General features: G+C 72.3%; 20 protein-coding genes. 10 read left to right on the top strand and 10 right to left on the bottom strand.

From position 1 onward, the window contains the following. Positions 1–69: 69 nt before the first annotated feature. On the top strand, positions 70–822 hold the full coding sequence (locus ACFYPM_RS21075) for a hypothetical protein (RefSeq protein WP_387199425.1): 753 nt from the start codon (positions 70–72) through the stop codon (positions 820–822). 9 nt (positions 823–831) lie between these two features. Here the strand turns inward: ACFYPM_RS21075 and ACFYPM_RS21070 are convergent, their stop codons facing one another. Together ACFYPM_RS21070 and ACFYPM_RS21065 are read right to left on the bottom strand one after the other, a co-directional pair. Next, positions 832–1848, bottom strand: a complete 1017-nt coding sequence (locus ACFYPM_RS21070; protein WP_387199422.1) for a sensor histidine kinase — start codon at positions 1846–1848, stop codon at positions 832–834. Then, entirely contained in the window at positions 1841–2536 is a 696-nt protein-coding gene (locus tag ACFYPM_RS21065) for a response regulator transcription factor (RefSeq protein ID WP_387199654.1), read from the bottom strand. The genes ACFYPM_RS21070 and ACFYPM_RS21065 overlap by 8 nt, the downstream gene beginning before the upstream one ends. A 149-nt stretch (positions 2537–2685) precedes the next feature. Between ACFYPM_RS21065 and ACFYPM_RS21060 the strand changes: the two genes are divergently transcribed. After that, positions 2686–3765, top strand: coding sequence for an NAD-dependent epimerase/dehydratase family protein (locus tag ACFYPM_RS21060; protein WP_387199419.1), 1080 nt, complete (start codon positions 2686–2688; stop codon positions 3763–3765). Here ACFYPM_RS21060 and ACFYPM_RS21055 read toward each other — a convergent pair. After that, positions 3737–5092: a hypothetical protein gene (locus ACFYPM_RS21055; protein WP_387199416.1), complete on the bottom strand. Its 1356-nt coding sequence runs from the start codon at positions 5090–5092 to the stop codon at positions 3737–3739. The genes ACFYPM_RS21060 and ACFYPM_RS21055 overlap by 29 nt on opposite strands. Positions 5093–5239: 147 nt before the next feature. Between ACFYPM_RS21055 and ACFYPM_RS21050 the strand changes: the two genes are divergently transcribed. From ACFYPM_RS21050 to ACFYPM_RS21020, 7 genes are all read left to right on the top strand, one after another. Continuing rightward, the gene (locus tag ACFYPM_RS21050) at positions 5240–5917 is read left to right on the top strand and encodes a glycosyltransferase family 2 protein (RefSeq protein WP_387199413.1); all 678 of its coding nucleotides are present in this window, start codon (positions 5240–5242) and stop codon (positions 5915–5917) included. Then, on the top strand, positions 5914–6594 hold the full coding sequence (locus ACFYPM_RS21045; protein WP_387199411.1) for a DUF2064 domain-containing protein: 681 nt from the start codon (positions 5914–5916) through the stop codon (positions 6592–6594). Before ACFYPM_RS21050 ends, ACFYPM_RS21045 begins: the two co-directional genes overlap by 4 nt. Continuing rightward, positions 6591–7304 (top strand): methyltransferase domain-containing protein, encoded by a 714-nt coding sequence (locus ACFYPM_RS21040; RefSeq protein ID WP_387199408.1) that lies wholly within the window; start codon positions 6591–6593, stop codon positions 7302–7304. The genes ACFYPM_RS21045 and ACFYPM_RS21040 overlap by 4 nt, the downstream gene beginning before the upstream one ends. Then, the gene (locus ACFYPM_RS21035) at positions 7301–8449 is read left to right on the top strand and encodes a molybdopterin-dependent oxidoreductase (RefSeq protein ID WP_387199405.1); all 1149 of its coding nucleotides are present in this window, start codon (positions 7301–7303) and stop codon (positions 8447–8449) included. Before ACFYPM_RS21040 ends, ACFYPM_RS21035 begins: the two co-directional genes overlap by 4 nt. Then, positions 8446–8859 carry a hypothetical protein gene (locus ACFYPM_RS21030; protein WP_387199402.1) on the top strand — a complete coding sequence of 138 codons (414 nt, stop codon included), beginning with the start codon at positions 8446–8448 and terminating at the stop codon, positions 8857–8859. The genes ACFYPM_RS21035 and ACFYPM_RS21030 overlap by 4 nt, the downstream gene beginning before the upstream one ends. Before the next feature lie 33 nt (positions 8860–8892). Beyond that, on the top strand, positions 8893–9735 hold the full coding sequence (locus tag ACFYPM_RS21025) for an S-methyl-5'-thioadenosine phosphorylase (protein ID WP_387199399.1): 843 nt from the start codon (positions 8893–8895) through the stop codon (positions 9733–9735). An 87-nt stretch (positions 9736–9822) separates the two neighbouring features. Next, positions 9823–10425 carry a DM13 domain-containing protein gene (locus tag ACFYPM_RS21020; protein WP_387199396.1) on the top strand — a complete coding sequence of 201 codons (603 nt, stop codon included), beginning with the start codon at positions 9823–9825 and terminating at the stop codon, positions 10423–10425. Here the strand turns inward: ACFYPM_RS21020 and ACFYPM_RS21015 are convergent. Both ACFYPM_RS21015 and ACFYPM_RS21010 read right to left on the bottom strand, forming a co-directional pair. After that, on the bottom strand, positions 10327–11040 hold the full coding sequence (locus ACFYPM_RS21015; RefSeq protein ID WP_387199393.1) for a histidine phosphatase family protein: 714 nt from the start codon (positions 11038–11040) through the stop codon (positions 10327–10329). The genes ACFYPM_RS21020 and ACFYPM_RS21015 overlap by 99 nt on opposite strands. 9 nt (positions 11041–11049) lie before the next feature. Further along, positions 11050–11694, bottom strand: coding sequence for a transcriptional regulator (locus tag ACFYPM_RS21010; RefSeq protein WP_387199390.1), 645 nt, complete (start codon positions 11692–11694; stop codon positions 11050–11052). Positions 11695–11780: 86 nt separating this feature from the next. Here ACFYPM_RS21010 and ACFYPM_RS21005 point away from each other — a divergent pair, with 86 nt between their 5' ends. Beyond that, the gene (locus ACFYPM_RS21005; RefSeq protein ID WP_387199387.1) at positions 11781–12908 is read left to right on the top strand and encodes a PEP/pyruvate-binding domain-containing protein; all 1128 of its coding nucleotides are present in this window, start codon (positions 11781–11783) and stop codon (positions 12906–12908) included. 120 nt (positions 12909–13028) lie between these two features. On the opposite strand, the gene ACFYPM_RS21000 is transcribed toward ACFYPM_RS21005, so the two are convergent. The 5 genes from ACFYPM_RS21000 to ACFYPM_RS20980 all read right to left on the bottom strand — a co-directional run bounded on the left by ACFYPM_RS21000 (position 13029) and on the right by ACFYPM_RS20980 (position 18641). Continuing rightward, complete coding sequence (locus ACFYPM_RS21000) at positions 13029–15161, bottom strand: B12-binding domain-containing radical SAM protein (RefSeq protein WP_387199384.1); 2133 nt, start codon at positions 15159–15161, stop codon at positions 13029–13031. A gap of 10 nt (positions 15162–15171) precedes the next feature. Further along, positions 15172–16569, bottom strand: coding sequence for a TfuA-like protein (locus tag ACFYPM_RS20995; RefSeq protein WP_387199381.1), 1398 nt, complete (start codon positions 16567–16569; stop codon positions 15172–15174). Next, a complete protein-coding gene (locus ACFYPM_RS20990) occupies positions 16562–17728 on the bottom strand; it encodes a YcaO-like family protein (protein WP_387199378.1) in 1167 nt (388 codons plus the stop codon). The genes ACFYPM_RS20995 and ACFYPM_RS20990 overlap by 8 nt, the downstream gene beginning before the upstream one ends. Before the next feature lie 27 nt (positions 17729–17755). Further along, a complete protein-coding gene (locus ACFYPM_RS20985) occupies positions 17756–18130 on the bottom strand; it encodes a hypothetical protein (protein WP_387199375.1) in 375 nt (124 codons plus the stop codon). 148 nt (positions 18131–18278) lie between these two features. Further along, positions 18279–18641, bottom strand: a complete 363-nt coding sequence (locus ACFYPM_RS20980) for a hypothetical protein (RefSeq protein ID WP_387199372.1) — start codon at positions 18639–18641, stop codon at positions 18279–18281. Positions 18642–18698: the final 57 nt, after the last annotated feature.

Genomic DNA, 18698 nt, shown 5'->3' with positions numbered 1-18698 from the left:
AGGGCCGGGAACGCGGCCTGCTCGACTCCCCGATCGTCCGCGGTGAGCGCGGACGGCTACGGTGCTGCCGTGCCTTCGTGGGAGCTGTGGCGGCAGGACGACAACGGTAACCGGGTCCAGATAAGGGCTTTCGCTGATCGGATTGAGGCGCTGGCCAACGCCCTGGCGTTGGAGTCTGGGGTGGTGCACAAGCAGACCTATTGGGTCCACGGGTCGCCCGAGCCGGTCTGCCGCACGAACCGCGACCTCTACCGACGGCTTGTCCGAGAAGGCGAGGAGATGAACGCCGCCGGACACAGTTTGGAGAGGTTCCTGCGCGGCTGGTGGCAGGTTGCCCGGCTGCTGTCAGGTCAGGTACGGCTGGACCTGGACACGGTTGCCGCGATGGTCACGGCGGCGGGCATTGTCGAGCCGGCTCCGTTGCGGGCCTCCTGGCGATCCGCTTCGTTCCGCCACACGCACGAGCCGACCACGTATGCCCACTGGGAAGCCATCGTCCTGTCGCAGATCGCGGACCTGGCCGACTTCGCCGACCAGGGACCGCTCGACAAGTACGCCTACTTCGGCATCGCTGCGCCCCGTCCCGCCGGATGTGAGCGAGCCATGAGCACCACCTGGTACAACTTCGATCCGAAGACGTACCTGGAGTGCGGGATGGCCGGGGCGCTGGGCGGCTGGAGCGAGGACGACGGCATACGACAGCCGCTTCCTGGCCCAGACGCGGAGTTGGTGGACGAACGGGAGCCAGGCGATCAGCCCATCGATTTCCTCGGCTGGGACGATCTGGCGGACCTGGCCCGGTGTGGGCAGCTGTACGAATAGCGGACCACGTCAGGCGGTGGCCAGCCGGACCATGAACTGGCAGCCCTCCGGGGTGTTGCGCACCTCGACCCGGCCCCCGTGCGCCTCCACCAGGCCGTGCACGATGGCCAGGCCGAGCCCCCCGGACGCCCCACCGTCGCCGGGGCCGGGCGTGCGGGCCGGCTCGCCACGGAACGCGATGTCGAACAGTCGGGGGAGGTCGGCCGGGGGGATGCCGCCGCAGGTGTCGGCGACCGACAGCCAGGCGTGGTCCTCGTCGTGGCCGGCCTCGATGCGTACGGTGCCGTCCTCAGGGGTGTAGCGGACGGCGTTGAGCAGCAGGTTGGCGACGACCCGGGCCAACTCCGGCTCGCTCGCGGCCACCGTCGGCCAGCCCGACTCGCTGGCGATCAGCTTGATCCGACGGGCGTCGGCCAACGGGATGGTGCTGGCCAGCGCGTCCGACACCACCTCACCGAGCGGCACCGCGGTCAGCGACAACCGCAACGCTCCGGCGTTGATCCGGGACAGCTCGAACAGGTCGTCGACGAGTCGGGTCATCCGGTCGGTCTCCAGGCGGATCCTTCGGTGGTACTCGTCGACGGTGTCCGGATCGCGGACCACCCGGTCCTCCAGCGCCTCTGCCATGGCCCGCAGCCCGGCGAGCGGGGTACGCAGGTCGTGGGAGACCCAGGCGACCAGGTCGCGTCGACCCTTCTCCAGTTGCCGTTCCCGTTCCCGGGCCTGGTCGCGCCAGACCGCCGCGCGGGCCAGTCGACGGCCGAAGTGCCCGCCGACGGCGAGGCTGACCACCCCTGCCGCCGAGACGGTGATCAGCACCACCTCGAGGTCGTGTGCGGAGAGGAACATCGCCTCCGCGACCGCCAGCACCCCCACGGCGACAGCGACCACCGTGGTGGCGAGCAGCACGCTCAGGTGCACGGTGATCGAGCTGCGCCGAAGCGCGCGCAGCAGCAGCGCGCCGGCGAGCCCGATGCCCAGTGCCGCGCCGAGGGCGATCGCGAAGATCAGCAGTAGGTCACGCATCGGCTGGCTCGTACCGGTATCCGACGCCCCAGACGGTCACGATCCGTCGCGGATCGGCGGGGTTGTCCTCGATCTTCTCGCGCAGCCGGCGTACGTGCACGGTCACGGTGGAGTGGTCCCCGAAGTTCCAGCCCCAGACCTGCTCCAGGAGTTCGGCCCGGCTGAACACCCGGGACGGGTGCCGCATGAGGTGGACGAGCAGGTCGAATTCGCGCAACGTCAGCACCAGGTCGGCATCGGCGAGGCGGGCGGTCCGGGAGGTGGTCTGCACCACCAGGCTGCCGTCGAGAAGCGCCTCCGGCCGCTCGGGTGGCGGCCCGCTGGCGGCGCGACGGAGCACCGAACGGACCCGGAGCACCAGCTCCCGGGGCGAGAAGGGCTTGGTCAGGTAGTCGTCCGCGCCGAGTTGCAGACCGAGGATCCGGTCGGACTCGTCCCCCCGCGCGGTCAACATGATGATCGGAATGCCATCCGGCCGGGCGCGCAGCTCCCGGCACACCTGCAGGCCGTTGATCCGGGGCAGCATCAGGTCGAGCACGACCAGGTGCGGCGCCTGGCGGGCCACCGCCGCCAGCGCCGCCGCCCCGTCCCCGGCGTGGCTGACCTGGAAGCCGTCGTGTTCGAGGTATCGACAGATGACGTCACTGACGGTCTGGTCGTCGTCGACCACCAGCACCCGCTGCGTCACGAACGTCCCCCGCTCCGGCCCGTCGACCTGTCCATCCGCCCAGCGTAGCCAGCCGGTGGGCGCCGACCGCACCGGCGAAACCTAACGAGGTTCTTACGGCTGCGCGCAGCAGCCGGTGTGCGCGTACGCGGGGTCCTACGGTGACCGGAATGCGGATACTTGTCACCGGTGCTGCCGGGTTCATCGGCTCCCACGTCGCCGACCTGCTCGGCGAGGAGGGGCACCAGGTGGTGGCCGTCGACGCGCTCCTGCCGGAGGCGCACGGTGCGACGGCACCGCCCTGGGCGCAGCGACACGACCTCGTGCTCGGCGACGTGCGCGACCACGAGCTGCTGACCCGGCTGCTCGCCGGAGTCGACGCGGTCTGCCATCAGGCGGCCATGGTCGGCCACGGCGTCGACCCGGCCGACGCCCCCCGCTACGCCGCCCACAACGACCTCGGCACGGCCACCCTCCTCGCCGCGATGCACACCACCGGCGTACGCCGCCTCGTGCTGGCCAGCTCGATGGTGGTCTACGGCGAGGGCCGCTACCACTGCCCGGTCCACGGAATCGTCCGGCCGGCCGGACGTCGCGCCGCCGACCTGGCCGAGGGCCGGTACGAGCCGACCTGCCCCCGCTGCGACCTGACGCTCTCCCCCGATCTCGTGCCCGAGGACGCGCCACTGGAACCACACAGCACGTACGCCGCCACCAAGCTGGCCCAGGAACACCTCGCCGGCGCGTGGGCCCGGCAGACCGGCGGCTCGGTCTGGGCGCTGCGGTACCACAACGTCTACGGGCCGCGGATGCCCCGCGACACCCCGTACGCCGGGGTGGCGTCGATCTTCCGGTCGGCCCTGGCCGCCGGGCAGGCGCCCCGGGTCCTGGAGGACGGTCGGCAGCGGCGCGACTTCGTGCACGTGAACGACATCGCCGCGGCCAACCTGCTGGCCCTGACGACACCGGCCCCGGAGCCCCTGGTCCCGGTCAACGTCTGCTCCGGTGAACCACACACCGTCGGCGAGTTGGCCCACGAGCTGGCATCGGCGATGGGCGGACCCCTGCCGGTCATCGTCGGCGGCGGGCGGGTGGCCGACGTCCGGCACGTCGTGGCCGATCCGGCCCGCGCCGCCCGGCTGCTGGGTTTCACCGCCCGGGTCGGCTTCACCGCCGGCGTCGCCGACTTCACCACCGCGGTGATGCGGGAGCCGGCGTCGGTCAGGACACCGTCCACAGTAGGTGGTTGACGGCGAGAGCCGTGCCGGCCTGGGCCGCCAGCCACCACCGTCGGTGTCCGGCGGGCAGGTGCGCGGTGGCGACCAGCAGCCAGACGGCGAACGGTAACCAGATCCGCTCCACCTCGGCCTTGCTGAGCCCGGACAGGTCCGCCGCGAGCACGGCCACCGCCGCCGCGACGGGCAACCACACGGTGGGTCCGGCGCTGACGATCCGCTGCCGCAGGGTCGTCGGGAGTGGTGGTCGGATCGACACGGCGGCCACCACCCGGCGCAGCGCCGGCCCGAGCACCGGCCCGGTCAAGAGCAGCAGGGCGGCGAGGTTCGCCCAGATCCAGTAGCCGTACGGGCGATCCGCCGCCCAGCCCTGGTAGTAACGACGCGCCACCAGGTGGTAGCCGTCCAGCCACCAGAAACCGGCGATGCTGAACCCGGCGACAACGACCGCGACCGCCGTCGCCGCGACCAGGAGCACGCCGAGGCGGTCCCGTGCCCGCAGCAGCACCACGGTCACCACGAGGACCCCGACCAGGACGAACCCATACGACAGATAGAGCGCGAAGCCGAGCAGCAGCCCGCCGAGTACGGCCCCGGGTCGGCCACCCACCACCAGCAGCGCCAGTCCGGCGGCGATCACCGCCGCGAAGATCCCGTCGGCGGACGCGCCCACCCAGACCGCCCCCGGGAAGAGGACCAGGAACGGCCACACCGCCCGAGCGGCGCCCTCGGCCCCGAGCGCCCGCAGCGTCACCGGCACCGACACGGCGACCGTGGCGCCGAGCAGCACACACGCGAGGCCGGCGGCGGTACCGCCGCCCAGGCCGATCCGCTCCAGGACGACGAAGAACAGCAACGCTCCCGGTGGATGACCGGCGGCGTGGGTGGACCACGAGTCGGGCTGGAAGTCGAGGATCCGATCGGCGTAGCCGGCCACCATCGCACCGACATCCGTCACCCGGGGTACCTCGTGCAGGTACTCGGCCTGCACGGTGAGCCGCTCGGTCAACCCGGCGGACCAACCGTCCACCAGGGCCAGCGACAGCGTCCAGAGCACCGCGCCGAGGTAGCCGACGACCAGCAGCAGTGGCCACCGCGCGGTGGCTCCCCAGCGCGTGCCCCGCCAGACGAACAGCGCCGCGACGAGGAGCGCGGCGGGAGTGCCGGGACCCAGATGCGGTTGCCACGCGGCGTAGAGCGGGGCGGCGTCCGCATGGAGCCGCACGCCCCGATGGTTGAGCAGTGCGCCGACGGCGACGGCGGCGACGAGCAGAGCCACCTCGGCGCCGAGGACGATCAGGTCGGCGGACCGGGGTCGTCCCGGCCGGGTCATCATGGTCATGGTGACGGCCGACGATACGACCTCCGACCAGGGATCCGACATCGCGACGGCGCGACGTCAGGGACTCGTAAGATCCCCTGCCGCGTAAGCGATTCGTAAGGAGCGACGGCGGTCCGGACGGCCCGTGGCGGGCCTAGCGTCGCCGGTATGCACACAACGATCGACGTGGTGCTGCCCTGCCTGGACGAGGCGGCCGCACTGCCTGCCGTCCTGAGCGGGCTGCCACCCGGCTACCGGGCCATCGTGGTCGACAACGGCTCCACCGACGGTTCGCCGGCCGTCGCGGCCGAGTACGGGGCGCGTGTCGTCCACGAGCCGAGACGCGGGTACGGCGCGGCGGTGCACACCGGCCTGCTGGCGGCGGACGCGGAGCTGGTCTGCGTCCTCGACGCGGACGGCTCGTTCGACCCGGCCGAGTTGCCCAGGCTCGTCGCGGCGGTGCTCGACGGTCGGGCGGATCTCGCCGTCGGGAGGCGTCGGCCGATCTCGGCGCAGGCCTGGCCGTGGCACGCCCGGATGGGAAACGCGCTGGTGGCCGCGCTCCTGCGGCGTCGCGGCGTGCCGGTGTACGACATCAGCCCGATCCGGGTGGCCCGGCACGCGGCGCTCCTGGGACTCGGCGTTGAGGACCGCGCGTTCGGTTACCCCCTGGAGTTGCTGCTCCGCGCGGCCGAGGCGGGCTGGCGGATCGTCGAGCTGGACGTCGCGTACGCGCCCCGGGCCGCGGGCACCAGGTCGAAGGTCTCCGGGTCGGTCCGGGGCACGGCGCGGGCGACCCGGGACTTCGCCGGAGTCCTGCGCGCCGGCGTCGGCGGTGGCCGGTGAACGTCCTGCTCCTGGTCGCGAAGGCACCGGTCGCGGGCCTGGCCAAGACGCGCCTGTGTCCTCCGGCGAGTCCCGCCCAGGCGGCCCGGGTCGCGGCGGCGGCGCTGTTGGACACCCTCGCGGCGGTACGCGCCACCGCCGCGACGATTCCCGTGCTGGCCCACACCGGTCGGTTCGCCGATGCCGAGCGCAGCGCGGAACTGGCCGCCGCGCTGGCGGGCTGGCACCTCGTCGCACAGCGGGGCGCCACGTTCGCCGACCGCCTCGCGAACGCGCACGCCGACACCGCCGCGGCCTTCCCCGGCCGACCGGTGCTGCAGATCGGCATGGACACACCGCAGGTCCGGCCGGCCCTGCTCACCACCGCCCTGGGCCTGCTCGCCGCGCACGGGGCCGTGTTCGGGCCGGCGCTGGACGGCGGCTGGTGGGCACTCGGGTTGCGCGACCCGGCGTACGCGGGGGTGTTGCGCGACGTGCCCATGTCCACCGACGACACCGGTCGCCGTACCCTCGCCGCTCTCCGGGAGCACGGCGTACGCCCGGCGATCCTGCCCGGGCAACAGGATGTCGACGACTGGCCCAGCGCGCTGGCGGTCGCGGCCGACCTGCCCGGCACGCGGTTCGCGGCTGCCGTCGCGTCGGTGGGCGGGCACCTGGTGAACGGACGCCTCCGGTGAGTTCGACGATGATCCTCGACGGTTTCGCCGTGGCGCTGGGCGGGCTCGACGGGTGGTCCGCCGACCAGGACGCCCGCGGCACGCCGGTCGCCCCGATGCCTCCGGCTCGGTCCGAGCACTGGCTGGTGCACACCGACGGGCGACGTGACCTGTTGCCGGTACGGCGCTGGCACGGCCCTCCCGAACCGGCGATCGAGTCGCTCGCCGCGCGCTGTGACGGGCCGACGATCGATCTCGGCTGTGGCCCCGGCCGACTGACCAGGGCACTCGCCCAGCGCGGTCTCGTCGCCCTGGGGGTGGACATCTCCGCCGAGGCGGTCCGGCTGACCCAGGGGCGGGGTGTGGTCGCCCTGCGACGCGACGTCTTCGACCCCCTGCCCGGCGAGGGACGGTGGGCCCACGCCCTGCTCGTCGACGGCAACATCGGCATCGGCGGTGACCCGGTCCGGCTGCTACGTCGGTGCGCCGCCCTGCTCGCGGCCGACGGGACGCTGCTGGTCGAGGTGGAACCCCCGGGAGCCGGGCTGTGGCAGGGACAGGCGTACGTGCTGTCCGGGGCGTCCGACGCCGGGGTACGCCAGGGGCCGACGTTTGCCTGGGCGCGGGTCGGTGCGGACGTGCTGGCCGGTACCGCCGCCGCTGCCGGACTACGGGTGGCGGACCGTCTCCGGTTCGGCACACGCTGGTTCGCCGAGTTGGTCCGCCAGTGATCCGCCGGCCCCGCATCCCCGCCCCCGAGGACTTCACCGCGCCGTCGCACGCACCGCTGGTCGCCGCCCGGCTGGGCCTCTGGCTCGGGGTGGCGTTCGGGCTGTGTTTCGGCACCGGGCTGCTCAGCCACTACCTCCAGCACCCGCCGGGCTGGTTCACCTGGCCGACCCGACCGGTCAACCTCTACCGGATCAGCCAGGGCGTCCACGTGCTCGCCGGCGTCGCGGCGATCCCGTTGCTGCTGGCGAAGCTGTGGAGCGTCTACCCGCGGCTGTTCGTCCGGCCGCCCCTGCGCCAGCCGATCCGGTTGTCCGCCCACGCCCTCGAACGGATCTCCGTCCTCGTCCTGGTCTGCGCCGCGTTCTTCGAACTGGTCACCGGCCTGTTCAACGTCGCCCAGTCGTACCCGTGGGGGTTCTTCTTTCCGACCGCGCACTACGCGGTGGCCTGGCTGGTGGTGGGCGCGTTGCTGCTGCACGTCGCGGTGAAGCTCCCGGTGGCCCGCGCGGCACTGGGCACGCCGCTGCGGCCCAGCGCCGGTGGGCGAGACGATCGCGACTCGTCCGGGCGGCGGGCGTTCCTGCGTACCTCGGCGGGCGTCGCCGGAATCGCCGTGCTGGCCACCGCCGGCGTCACCGTCGGGTGGTTGCGTCGGGTGTCCCCGCTGGCGTGGCGGTCCGCGTCCGGACCACAGGGCGTGCCGATCAACCGGACGGCCGCCGCCGCGCGCATCGCCGTTCCACCCGACTGGCGGCTGGAGATCGTCTGGCCGGGCGGGCGGTACGCCCTGTCCCTGGCCGACCTGACGGCCCTGCCGCAGCGCACGGCCGAACTGCCGATCGCCTGCGTCGAGGGCTGGAGCGCCTCCGCCCACTGGACCGGCGTGCCCGTCGTCCACCTGCTTCACCGGGCCGGCGCACCCACCGGCCGACCGGTTCGCGTCACCTCCCTGGAGACCGACGGCCTGTACGCCGCGAGCACCCTCCCCGCGGCCCACGCGAGCGACCCGCTGACCCTGCTCGCGCTGCGGATCAACGGCGAGGAGCTGTCTGCGGACCACGGGTACCCGTGCCGCCTCATCGCGCCGAGCCGACCGGGTGTGCTCCAGACCAAGTGGGTGGCCCGGCTGGAGGTGTTGCGGTGAGAGCCGTCCGACTGCTGCTGCTCGTGCTCGGCGCCGTCGCGACGGCGTACGGCGGGTGGCTGCTCATCCCCCAGCTCAGCGCCACCCTGCCGTGGCTGCTCGGCGGTCCGCTACTGCACGACGTCCTGGTGGCACCGCTCGTCGGACTGGTCGGGCTGGCGCTGGGCCGACTGGTGACCGACCGGTTCCGCCGAGCCTGGATCGGCGCGGGCCTACTGGCCAGCGCCACGTTGCTGCTGATCGCGGTGCCCCTGCTGTGGCGACCGTCCTCGGCGCCTCCGAATCCCGGCCTGCCGGACCGTGACTACCCGCTGGGGCTCGTGGCCGGGCTGGCCGTCGTCTGGGCCGTCATCGTGCTCGTGCTGGTCGTCACCACGATCGTCGGCCGGCGCGGCGCTAACCGTTCCTGAGTCGCCCCCACCCGCCTCCGAGGAGAAGTGCACATGTCAGAAGGCAACGCCCGCCCGCCGATCGGCGTGATCGGCGGGTCGGGTTTCTACGAGTTCCTCGACGACGTCAGCGAGGTCGCGGTCGACACACCGTACGGACCGCCGAGCGACTCGCTGTCCGTCGGGAGCGTCGCCGGGCGACCCGTGGTGTTCCTGCCCCGCCACGGACACCGGCACACCCTGCCCCCGCACCGCATCAACTACCGGGCCAACCTGTGGGCACTGCGGGCAGCGGGCGTCCGGCAGGTGCTCGCGCCGGGGGCCGTGGGCGGTCTGCGACCAGATCTGGGTGCCGGCGCCCTCGTCGTGCCGGACCAGCTGGTCGACCGGACCGCCGGCCGCGAGCAGACCTACTACGACGGGCGGCCCCGCGCAGACGGGCAACTCCCCGGGGTCGTCCACGTGCCGTTCGCCGACCCCTACTGCCCGGTGGGGCGCGCCACGGTCCTCGACGCCGCCCGTAGCGCCGACTGGCGGCCGGTCGACGGCGGCACCATGGTCGTCATCGAGGGGCCGCGCTTCTCCACCCGCGCCGAATCACAGTGGTACGGCCGGCAGGGCTGGTCGGTCGTCGGCATGACCGGTCACCCCGAAGCGGTGCTGGCCCGCGAACTGGCCCTGTGTTACACCGCGCTGTCGCTGGTGACCGACCTCGACTCGGGCGTCGAGGTCGGTCACGGCGTCACCCAACAGGAGGTGTTCACGGTCTTCGCGCGAAACGTCGAACGCCTGCGCGTCCTGCTCGGCGACGCGGTCCAGGCGTTGCCACCGGACCAGGAGGGCTGCCCGTGCGCACAGGCCCTGATCGGCACGGACACCGGCATCGCGCTCCCCTGACGTCCGGGCGCGGTGTCGACGGTGGCCGGTCGTAAGGGTTCCGCAAGGGTTTGCGACCGACGGCTGCCGCGACCGTACGCTGCGGAGGTGGGAAAATCGATCTTCCGGTGGCCGGTGGCCTGGGCCGCTCTCGCCTCAGTTGTCGTCGCGGCGGCCCTGGGCCTCTCCTGGTTCCAGCCGTGGAAGCTGTTCACCGACACCTACGTCGACGAGGCGCTCCCCGGCGCGGGGACGACGTCGGCCGTCCCGGCGCCGACCACCGCGACCCCGGCAAGCGCGACCCCGGCCCCCACGACCCTGGCCCCCGCCCCCGCGTCGAAGGCCACACCGGCGGCTAACGAGATCCTGGCTGCCGGGACGTTCGTCACCCACGAGCACCAGACGACCGGCAGTGCCGAGATCCACCGGCTCGCCAACGGGCGCCACCAACTCGTCCTTCGCGACCTGAAGACGTCGAACGGTCCAGATCTGCGGGTGTGGCTGACCGATCAGCAGGTCATCCGGGGCACGGCCGGCTGGCGCGTGTTCGATGACGGCGAATGGGTCGAGCTGGCCCGACTCAAGGGCAACAGGGGCAACCAGGTGTACGACCTACCGGCCTCGGTGGACCCCGGTGACTTCCGGAGCGTCTCCATCTGGTGCAAGCGATTCTCGGTCTCCTTCGGCGCGGCCGAGCTGAAGAGCACCTGACCGGGCCGGCCCGCACGGGCGTACGGCCGAGCGGAACCCCGTCCAACGCAGGTCAGCCGACAGGTGGCTCTGGTCGTTGAACATGACGAGCGTGGGCGACAGACCGGACCGGTATTCGAGCACGGTGAGACCGGTGTTCGCGCTGTCCAGGCCGAGCCACCGGGTGGGCGGGGCCGCCAGCGCGTGCCGCACCAGCCACGCGATCGGGTACGCGTGCGTGACAAGCACCTCGTGCGAGTCGGGCGCGGTGCGCTCCGGGGCGGTGGTGAACCGTGCCACCAGGGCCTGCGCGGTGCGCTTGCCGGCTGCCGCCTCGGCCTCGTCGTAGCCGTCGAAGAAGCCGGCCCAGGAGCGGGGCATCTCGTCGGCGTTCGGCACGTACGGCACGTGGTCGACGAGTTCGGCCGCCTCGGCGACCGGCACGTCCGGCAGGTGCTTGGCGATCTCCCGCGCGCTCGCGGCGGCACGCGGCACCATCGAGTGCCACACCGCGTCGATCGGCAGGCGGGCGAGCCGTCGACCGAGCAGGTCGGCCTGCTGGTATCCCAGGTCGGTGAGTTCACCGAACGCGTCCGCCGCGCCGTGTCGGGCCAGGTAGAGGTATCGGACCGCCACGGCGGGACCCTAACGGCTTTCCGGTGCGGCGCCACGGGCGATCCCGAGCGTCGACAGCAGATCCTCGTGCAACTCCATCCACACGGCGTGGCACGACGCGACCCCGACCCCGGTCACCCACCGCCTGTCCCCCGCGCGAGCACGGGTGAGCGCCGCGTCGAACCGGTCGGCGTAGCCGTCGAACCGACCCAGCACGCTGACGAGAGCGCCGATCAGCCGGGTCAGGTCGGCGCCGATCGTGGTGAGCTCGTCCAGCACCCGGCCGTCCCACTGCGGGTCGCTGTGGTCGTTTGACGTCAACCGGTCGCCCTCGGCGGGCCGTAGTTGCCAGTCGGTGCAGGCCCGGACCAGTCGTCCGTTGAGCGTCTCGAACTCCTTGTGGGCCTGCTCGACCGTGGTCCGTGCGCCCGTCTGGTCCAACTCCTCGCCCAACTTCCGGGAGTCCTGCTCGCGGCCTCGCTCGGTGAGCGTCCACCCGCCGCTGCCAGCGAAGTCGACGTGTGTCACCCACCCGTACGCCTCGAAGTCACCCAGAAGCTCGGCGGCCGTGTCCAGGTCGATGCCGGTGCGGCCGGCGACGGCCGCGTCGTCGGCCACCCCGGCGACCCGCACGGCGTGCAGAACCGACAGGTCCGGTGCGGAGGCATGCGTCATGGCCGTCAGCATCCAGACTCCCGCGTCGGACGTCAACGTCGCACACCCGGCGCGGGTAGGCTGCCCCGGCAGTTGAAGGGGGCCCGTTGCTGATCGACCTGACCGACGCCGAACCCGCGACGTCCGGCGGCAAGGCCGCCGCGCTCGCCCGGCTCCTGCGCGCGGGTATGCCGGTGCCACCGGGGTTCGTGGTGCCGACCACCGCGTACCAGTGGAACGACGGTCTCCCGGCGCAACTGATCGACGAGATCGCTCAGGCGCTGCCGCGGCTCGGGGACGGCTACCTCGCCGTGCGGTCGTCGGCGACAGACGAGGACACCGCCCACGCCACCGCCGCGGGGCAGCACGACACGTTCCTGGGCGTGCGCGGCACCGATCAGGTGGCCGACGCCGTCGGCAGGTGCTGGTCGTCGCTGTGGTCCGAGCGCGCCGTGGCATATCGGCGTCGGCAGGGCGACGCACAGCCGCCGGCGATGGCCGTGCTGGTGCAACGCCTGGTGGACGCGGACGTCGCCGGGGTGCTGTTCACCGGCGACGACATCCGCATCGAGGCGTCCTGGGGGTTGGGGGAAAGCGTGGTCAGCGGCCACGTCACCCCGGACTCGTGGACGCTCTCCGGCGGCGACATCACCCACCGGTCGCTCGGCACGAAGGAGACCCGGGTCGACCGCACGGTCACCCGCGAGGTGGCACCGGCCGACCGGGAGCACTTCTGTCTCACCGACGACGAGCTTGTCCGGCTCGCGCGGCTCGGTCGGCAGGCCGCCGACCTGCTGGGCGGCCCGCAGGACGTCGAGTGGGCGATCGCCGACTCTCGGATCTGGATCCTCCAGTCGCGCCCGGTCACCAGCGCCCTCCCTTGCGCGCCCACGGCCGGCGGCGACGGAAGCCAGGCCCGCACCGGGACGCCGGGCAGCCCCGGCCACGCCACCGGGCCGGTGCGCGTCGTGCGTGGCCCCGCCGACTTCGCTCGGGTACGCCCCGGTGACGTCCTGGTCTGCCGCACCACGGATCCGGCCTGGACCCCACTGTTCGGGATGGTCGCCGCGGTCGTCACCGAGATCGGCGGCCTCCTCTCGCACGCCGCGATCGTGGCCCGCGAGCTGGGCCTCCCGGCCGTCCTGGCAGTCCGGGACGCGACGACAGCCCTGCCCGACGGCGCGCCGGTGCAGGTGGACGGGAGCACCGGCCGGGTCGCACTCCTGAACGCCTGATCCGAACCTTCTCGGCCGACCGGTCGACGACCCCCTGTTGATCAAGAGGTTTGGGTCAGCAGGACGGCGTCTGGTGACGCAAACCTCTTGATCACCGGCGCAGGAGCGCGGCCGGCGATGTCAGCGTGCCGGCTCGGGCGGGGCCGGAAGCTGATGCCGACGGATCAACCGCTGCCCGATGAAGGTCCGCCAGACCCGGTCGGCGACCGTCGGTTCGACGATCCAGAGGCGGCGCTGCGCCTCGGCGAGGGTGAGCGGAGCGTTGAAGAGATCCAGGAACAGCCGGCTGCTGCGGTTGAGGGCGAACACCTGACCGTCGATCCGACGGAACAGGTGCCGGTCCACCGGCAGGGCGCCGGGGACGCCGTCCTGCTCGTCGGAGCGGATCCGACGGTACGCCTCCCAGACCTGCTCGTCGTCGCGGTCCACGAAGGAGCCGTTGGCGAGGAACTGGGTCTGGTCGTCGGTGTCGTGGCGTACCCGGTCGTGGGCGAGGACGCCGCGCACCGCTGTGCCGTACCGGTCGTGGTAGAAGAACGTGTGCGGGGTGTCGGTGGCGCCCAACCACGGCCGGTGGTAGTGCCCGGGGTTCAGGCCGGCCTTGGCCTGGGCGACCTCGGCCTGCGCCGCCCCGGTGACCGGCTCGTCGTACTTGAGCATCCGGACGATGTCCGAGCCCTCCACCGGCCGCACGTTCGTGAGGCCGAACCGGTCCGGTTCCTTGGCCACGATGGCGCCCGGCGTCAGCATGAAGTCGCCCAGCCCACCGAGGGTCCACAGGTCCGGGTTGTCCCGCAGGAAGTTGACGCTGTCCAGCGCCTCCTCGCGGGTTTCGGTGGGAAAACCGGTGAAGCCCATCATCTGCACACCGATGTTCGCCTTGGTCATCGCCATCATGGTGCGTCGTGCCTGCTCCGGTTTCGTGCCCTTGTCGATCAGGTCCAGGATGCGCTGGTTGCCGGACTCGAAGCCGACCGAGATGGCCACGCAGCCGCTGCGCCGCAGCAGCTCGCAGCGCTCGTCGGACCAGTACTTCTCCAACCGGATCTCGGCACCCCAGCGGAAGTCAAGCCCACGCTCGACGACCCGTTCGGCGAAGCGCAGGATTGTCGCCGGAGCGAGCACGTCGACCGAGAAGTAGATGAACTTGGCGAACTTCGACAGCTCGGTGACGTCCGCGACCATGGTGTCGACGGTGTCCTGCCGCCAGGGGCTGGTGGGACCGTCGGTGTTCAGCCCGTAGTCGCAGAACGTGCACTTGTTCCAGTAGCAGCCTCGGGACGGCGAGTAGTAGACGAACCGCTCCGGGCTGAGATAGAGATCCCATGGCAGGCCGGAGAAGTCCGGCACCGGCACCTGCGCCAGGCGCGCGTAGCGCAGGGGCAGCTGACGCTGGCGACCGTACTTCGGGTGCAGCCGGACGTTGGGGTGCCCGGCCGGCAGGGTGCCGCTCTGCACCGCGTCCAGGATGTCGGTGTACGCGCTCTCGCCCTCCCCGACCACTATCGCGTCGAAGTCGGCAAGCACCTGGAAGACGTACTCGGGTTTGCTGGCGCACTTCCAGACGTCGGAGATCTCGGTGCCGCCCGCGATGAGGAAGACGTCCGGGCAGGCCCGCCGGACGAGCCGGGCGATCCAGAGCGCGAACGGCAACTGCCACTGGTAGGTGACGCTGATGCCGATCACCTGGTTGCCGCCCGCGGCCAGTCGCGGGATCAGCACGTCCTCGTAGTACGGCTGGAAGGGCCGGTTGAGCCGGGCGAGCACCGCCTCGTCGGTGAGCGCGGCCACCGAGCCGATCGAGACCATCGGTGGCGGGTGGAGCCGGAAACCGGCGTGGAACTGCCCGGGGAACCCGACCGTGCCGAGCGCGTCCATCCAGGAGATCACACCCTCGACGGCGTCCTGGTAGTGCCGGTAGTCGTAGAACAGGGTCGGATCCTGCAACACCCCGATCGACCGGCGCAGCCGCTCCGGATCGGGGTCGGGCAGGCCGAGCTGGTTGGCCCGGGCCATCAGCGCGTCCGGGCCGCTGAGGTCGTCGGTGGAAACCCGGGACAGCTCCCGCCGTAGCCAGTCGTACGCCGACGGCGTGTACGAGTGGTGGAACGCCTCGATGTTGGCGTCGATGATCTCCGCCGGCCGGTGTCCCTGCGCCCGGGCGTACGAGTCGAGGTAGTTCAGGGAGTGGTATCCCGAGGTGGGATCGGTAAGCGGGGGGTAGATCAGTGCCGCCTTCACCGTGCCGCTCATCGACGCCTCCTCAGCCGACCCGGGCCGCTGAACCGGCCAGGGTGTCCTCCCGCGCGTAGGTGGCCACCGCGGGCAGTCGCGGGGCACCGAACGCCTTGACGTACGCGACGAGCGGTTCCGCGCCGTACCGGAACGCCGACAGGTCGACGAATCCCCGGTCCCACGCCGCCGCTTCCAGCCCGTCGACGGCAGAGCCCCACAGCCTCGCGAAGCACGTGTCGATGACCTCGGTGCGGAAGTGCAGCCGACCACCCGGGCGGCGGTGCCCCGTCGTCCTCGGGACGAGCGTTTCGTTGAGCGACGCCGCGGTCGCCGCGACCTGCCGCGCCGCGGCGAGCATCGCGGGGGTACGCAGCGGCTCCGCGACCATCCACAGCGCCAGGCTGCGGTACGGGGTGGTGCCGAACGCCCGCACCAACACCCGCAGCACCGCCTCGCCGTCGCCGAGATCCCGCTCCCGGTCGGTGAGCCAGTCCCACCCGGTCGGCAGCCCGGCGGTCAGCCCTCGACCGCGGGCCACCTCGCGGGCGCGCTGTTCGACCATCGGGTCGGCGATGTCGACCTCGGCCAGCCCGGCCAGCACCCCCCGCCGGTGCCAGACCGCAGCCTCAGGGTGCAGCAGCATCAGCACCGCGGCGGCCTCCCGGTCGCTGACCCAGTGCCCGCCGACCGCCTCGCCGGCGAACCGCGACCGCCAGCTGTCCAGGAATCGGGTGTGCAGGTTGTCGATCGGCTTGTCCCCGGCGTGCGCGGGGCACAGCTCGGGCGCGTTGTCCGCCGCCATCGACAGCAGCAGCCGCGCGTCGGCGCCCTTGGCGTCGGAGGGCTCCCGCCGGTGCCACGTCAGGAACCGCTGCACGACGGCCGCCGCCTCGGGTGGCGCGCCGCGCTCCAACGCCCGGTACGACCGCCGCCGGAAGGGCAGGTCCCGGCCGATGTCGAGCAGCAGCTCGGCCTCGGCGTCATCGAGGACGCCGGCCGTGACGGCGCGGCGCAGCGCGACCCGGATGTTCACCAGCGGGACGCTCAACGCGCGGTGGCCCTCCTCGGCCGGGCCGTGCACGACGGCCACCTCGTCGTCGCCCGTCACGACCCCGTCGCGGTAGAGCTGGAACACCTCGCCCACGCCACGCATCCCGAACGGCCATAGCTCGGCGGCGCGCAGCGCACCCATGCTGGCGGCACCGGCCACTGTCACGCCGCGGTCGAGCAGATGCAGGATCTCCCGATGGCGGACCGGCGGATGTTGCAGAAAGAAGCCGTCGATGACGAGGACCCGGTCGCCGGGGGCGACGTCCAGGCGGAGTAGGTCGCCGTGTGCGACGGGCGGCAGCACCACCGCGTCGGGCAGCAGCCGACCGACCTCGTCGGCCGGCAGGCTCGGACCGATGAAGACGACGTCAGTCACGGGGCACTCCTGGTCGGATACTCAGGGCCCGCTCGTCGAACATCCGCAGGCCGGGGGCGAACACCTTGCTCACCGGAATGCCGATGTCGTCGTGCGTCAGGTCGACGCTGAACGGCTCGACGCCGGTGACCCGCTGCACCCGCGACGCCAGCTCGCGCAGCACCTGGGTCACGTCGCCCACGGGTGGCGAATCCCGCCGGACCGGCCGGACCGGCCGGTCGACGGTGGGAGGTGGCACCGGCGGTGCGCCGACGTCGTGGTACGCGGTGGCGTCGATGTCGTCCCGGGCACCGGAGACCATCACCAGCCGCGACTGCGCCGCCTCCGACATGGCCCGACCGACGGCGATCTCCGGGTCCACGTGGCAGCCGAAGCCGCCGAAGGTGACCGGCAGGTCCTCCGACCAGATCGACGCCGCGTAGCAGGGCACGCCGACCGCGTTGGTGATGTCGCAGATCTCCACCCAGCAACCCGCCCGCAGCAGTGCCTCGTGCACGGTGCGGGTCATCGCGTTGGTGGCGGTGCCCGGGTCGGCGTAGGTGCGCTCGGCCAACGGCGAGGTGCAGTACGGGGCGATGCAGTCACGTTCGATGACTTCCAGCAGGGCGTGCAGGCTGGCCTCGCCGAAGGTGTTCCCGGTGGCCAGCCCGTTGCTGCTGGGGGTGAACAGGGCGCGGTCCCAGCCCCGCCGGATGGTGAAGTCGAGTTCGATTGTGGCGCGGGGCACCAGGCACCGCGCCCCGGTCACCAGCCCACGGCCGGCCACCCAGTCGAGTGCGACGGCAGGGGTCAGGGGTGACCGTTCCGCCAGGTGCAGCCACCGGACGTCGTACGGCAGGTCGAGCGCCTCGGCCGGGGACCGGACGACGGTCCCCGGCCGGAGGTTCTCGGCATGCCAGGACTCGATGCTCTCCATGACCGCGCTGACCCGGGCCTGCGTCGCCGTGGCGCCGGTGCCGACGCTCACCGCCATGGTGGCTCCGACCGGACGGTAGGCGACGTGCACCGGTAGGCCGATCTCGTCGAGCCGGGTGATGTCGGCGACCCGGGTGATCCGGAACCGGTCGAGCAGGCCCCCGATCCGTTCCCAGGTCTGCTCCACGGTGGCCGTCCGGTAGGTGCCGGATCGGAAGGCGATGGTCTCGGTCGTGTCAGTCATCGAGGCTCCCGGCGGGGGTGGGGAAACTCAGAGGATGAGGACGGCGATGATGTTGACGTTGTTGTCGGCGATCGCCGCGACGCCGCCGGCGACGGACTCCAACTCGGCCTCGGTCAGCTCGTTGAGGTCGACCAGCGGCACCTCGGGCACGTGCAGCACGTGCACCCCGGGCGTGCCGGCCCAGTCGGCGACGATCTGGTCCTTGGTGTAGAGCGTGGCGGGCTGGGCACGGTCGACCTCGACCCGGGAGCCGGCGGCGACCGGCAGGCCGGCCGCCGTCGCGTAGCCGGTCGGGTCGGCGAGCAGGCGCTGCAGTTCGTCGTCGCTGCGCCACACCGCGGTCACCAGTTCCGAGTACTTGGTCACGAACCTCGCGCCATATTCCTGTTCGTCGTTGCTCATCGTTCGGTCCTTTCCTCGGAGATCACTGTGGGACGGGGGTCGATCGCTGTGGCGAGAACGCTACGAAGATCGAGGTTCGACAATCAATGATTTCGGCTTACTGCCATCAGAATCTGCCGTGCCGACCGGTGGGCGGCAGACATCGGTGTCAGGTGCAGCAGCACGGGCAGCAGCAGGCGCAGCTGGGGTCCAGGCCGGCGACGACGCTGTCCAGCTCGTCCTCGGCAAGCTCCGCCTGGGCCACCGGCAGCAGCGACGGCACGAAGAGCACGAAGACGCCGGTGGTCCCCGCCAGCTGCCACGACTCGATCTGCACCTCCAGGTCCGGATCGGCGTCGGCAACGTCCCGGACCACCCGGACCTGCACCTCCTCGGACAGCTGCAACCCGTAGCCGGCGAGGAACCCGCGCGGGTCCCGATCGAGCGCCTGCTCCTTGACCGGGTCGGCCCAGACGTCGGCGACCAGCCGGCTGTACGCGGCCACGAAGACCGCTCGATCGACAGGCGTCACACCCTGCTCCCTTCGACGGTCGCCGCCGGCGGCGGCGACAGGCAGCGCGGGAGGGTC

The organism is Micromonospora sp. NPDC005203 (assembly GCF_042872705.1).
In the GTDB taxonomy this organism is placed as follows: domain Bacteria; phylum Actinomycetota; class Actinomycetes; order Mycobacteriales; family Micromonosporaceae; genus Micromonospora.
The sequence above is the reverse complement of the archived record's forward strand: the minus strand, read 5'-3'. Positions and strand labels throughout refer to the sequence as shown.

Excerpts from the sequence above, each read along its gene's own strand:
- ACFYPM_RS20985 (WP_387199375.1), bottom strand. The coding sequence starts at position 18,130 with ATGAGCAACGACGAACAGGAATATGGCGCGAGGTTCGTGACCAAGTAC.
- ACFYPM_RS20990 (WP_387199378.1), bottom strand. The coding sequence starts at position 17,728 with ATGACTGACACGACCGAGACCATCGCCTTCCGATCCGGCACCTACCGG.
- ACFYPM_RS21070 (WP_387199422.1), bottom strand. The coding sequence starts at position 1,848 with ATGCGTGACCTACTGCTGATCTTCGCGATCGCCCTCGGCGCGGCACTG.
- ACFYPM_RS21000 (WP_387199384.1), bottom strand. The coding sequence starts at position 15,161 with ATGAGCGGCACGGTGAAGGCGGCACTGATCTACCCCCCGCTTACCGAT.
- ACFYPM_RS21010 (WP_387199390.1), bottom strand. The coding sequence starts at position 11,694 with ATGACGCATGCCTCCGCACCGGACCTGTCGGTTCTGCACGCCGTGCGG.
- ACFYPM_RS21050 (WP_387199413.1), top strand. The coding sequence starts at position 5,240 with ATGCACACAACGATCGACGTGGTGCTGCCCTGCCTGGACGAGGCGGCC.
- ACFYPM_RS21025 (WP_387199399.1), top strand. The coding sequence starts at position 8,893 with ATGTCAGAAGGCAACGCCCGCCCGCCGATCGGCGTGATCGGCGGGTCG.
- ACFYPM_RS21060 (WP_387199419.1), top strand. The coding sequence starts at position 2,686 with ATGCGGATACTTGTCACCGGTGCTGCCGGGTTCATCGGCTCCCACGTC.
- ACFYPM_RS21055 (WP_387199416.1), bottom strand. The coding sequence starts at position 5,092 with ATGACCATGATGACCCGGCCGGGACGACCCCGGTCCGCCGACCTGATC.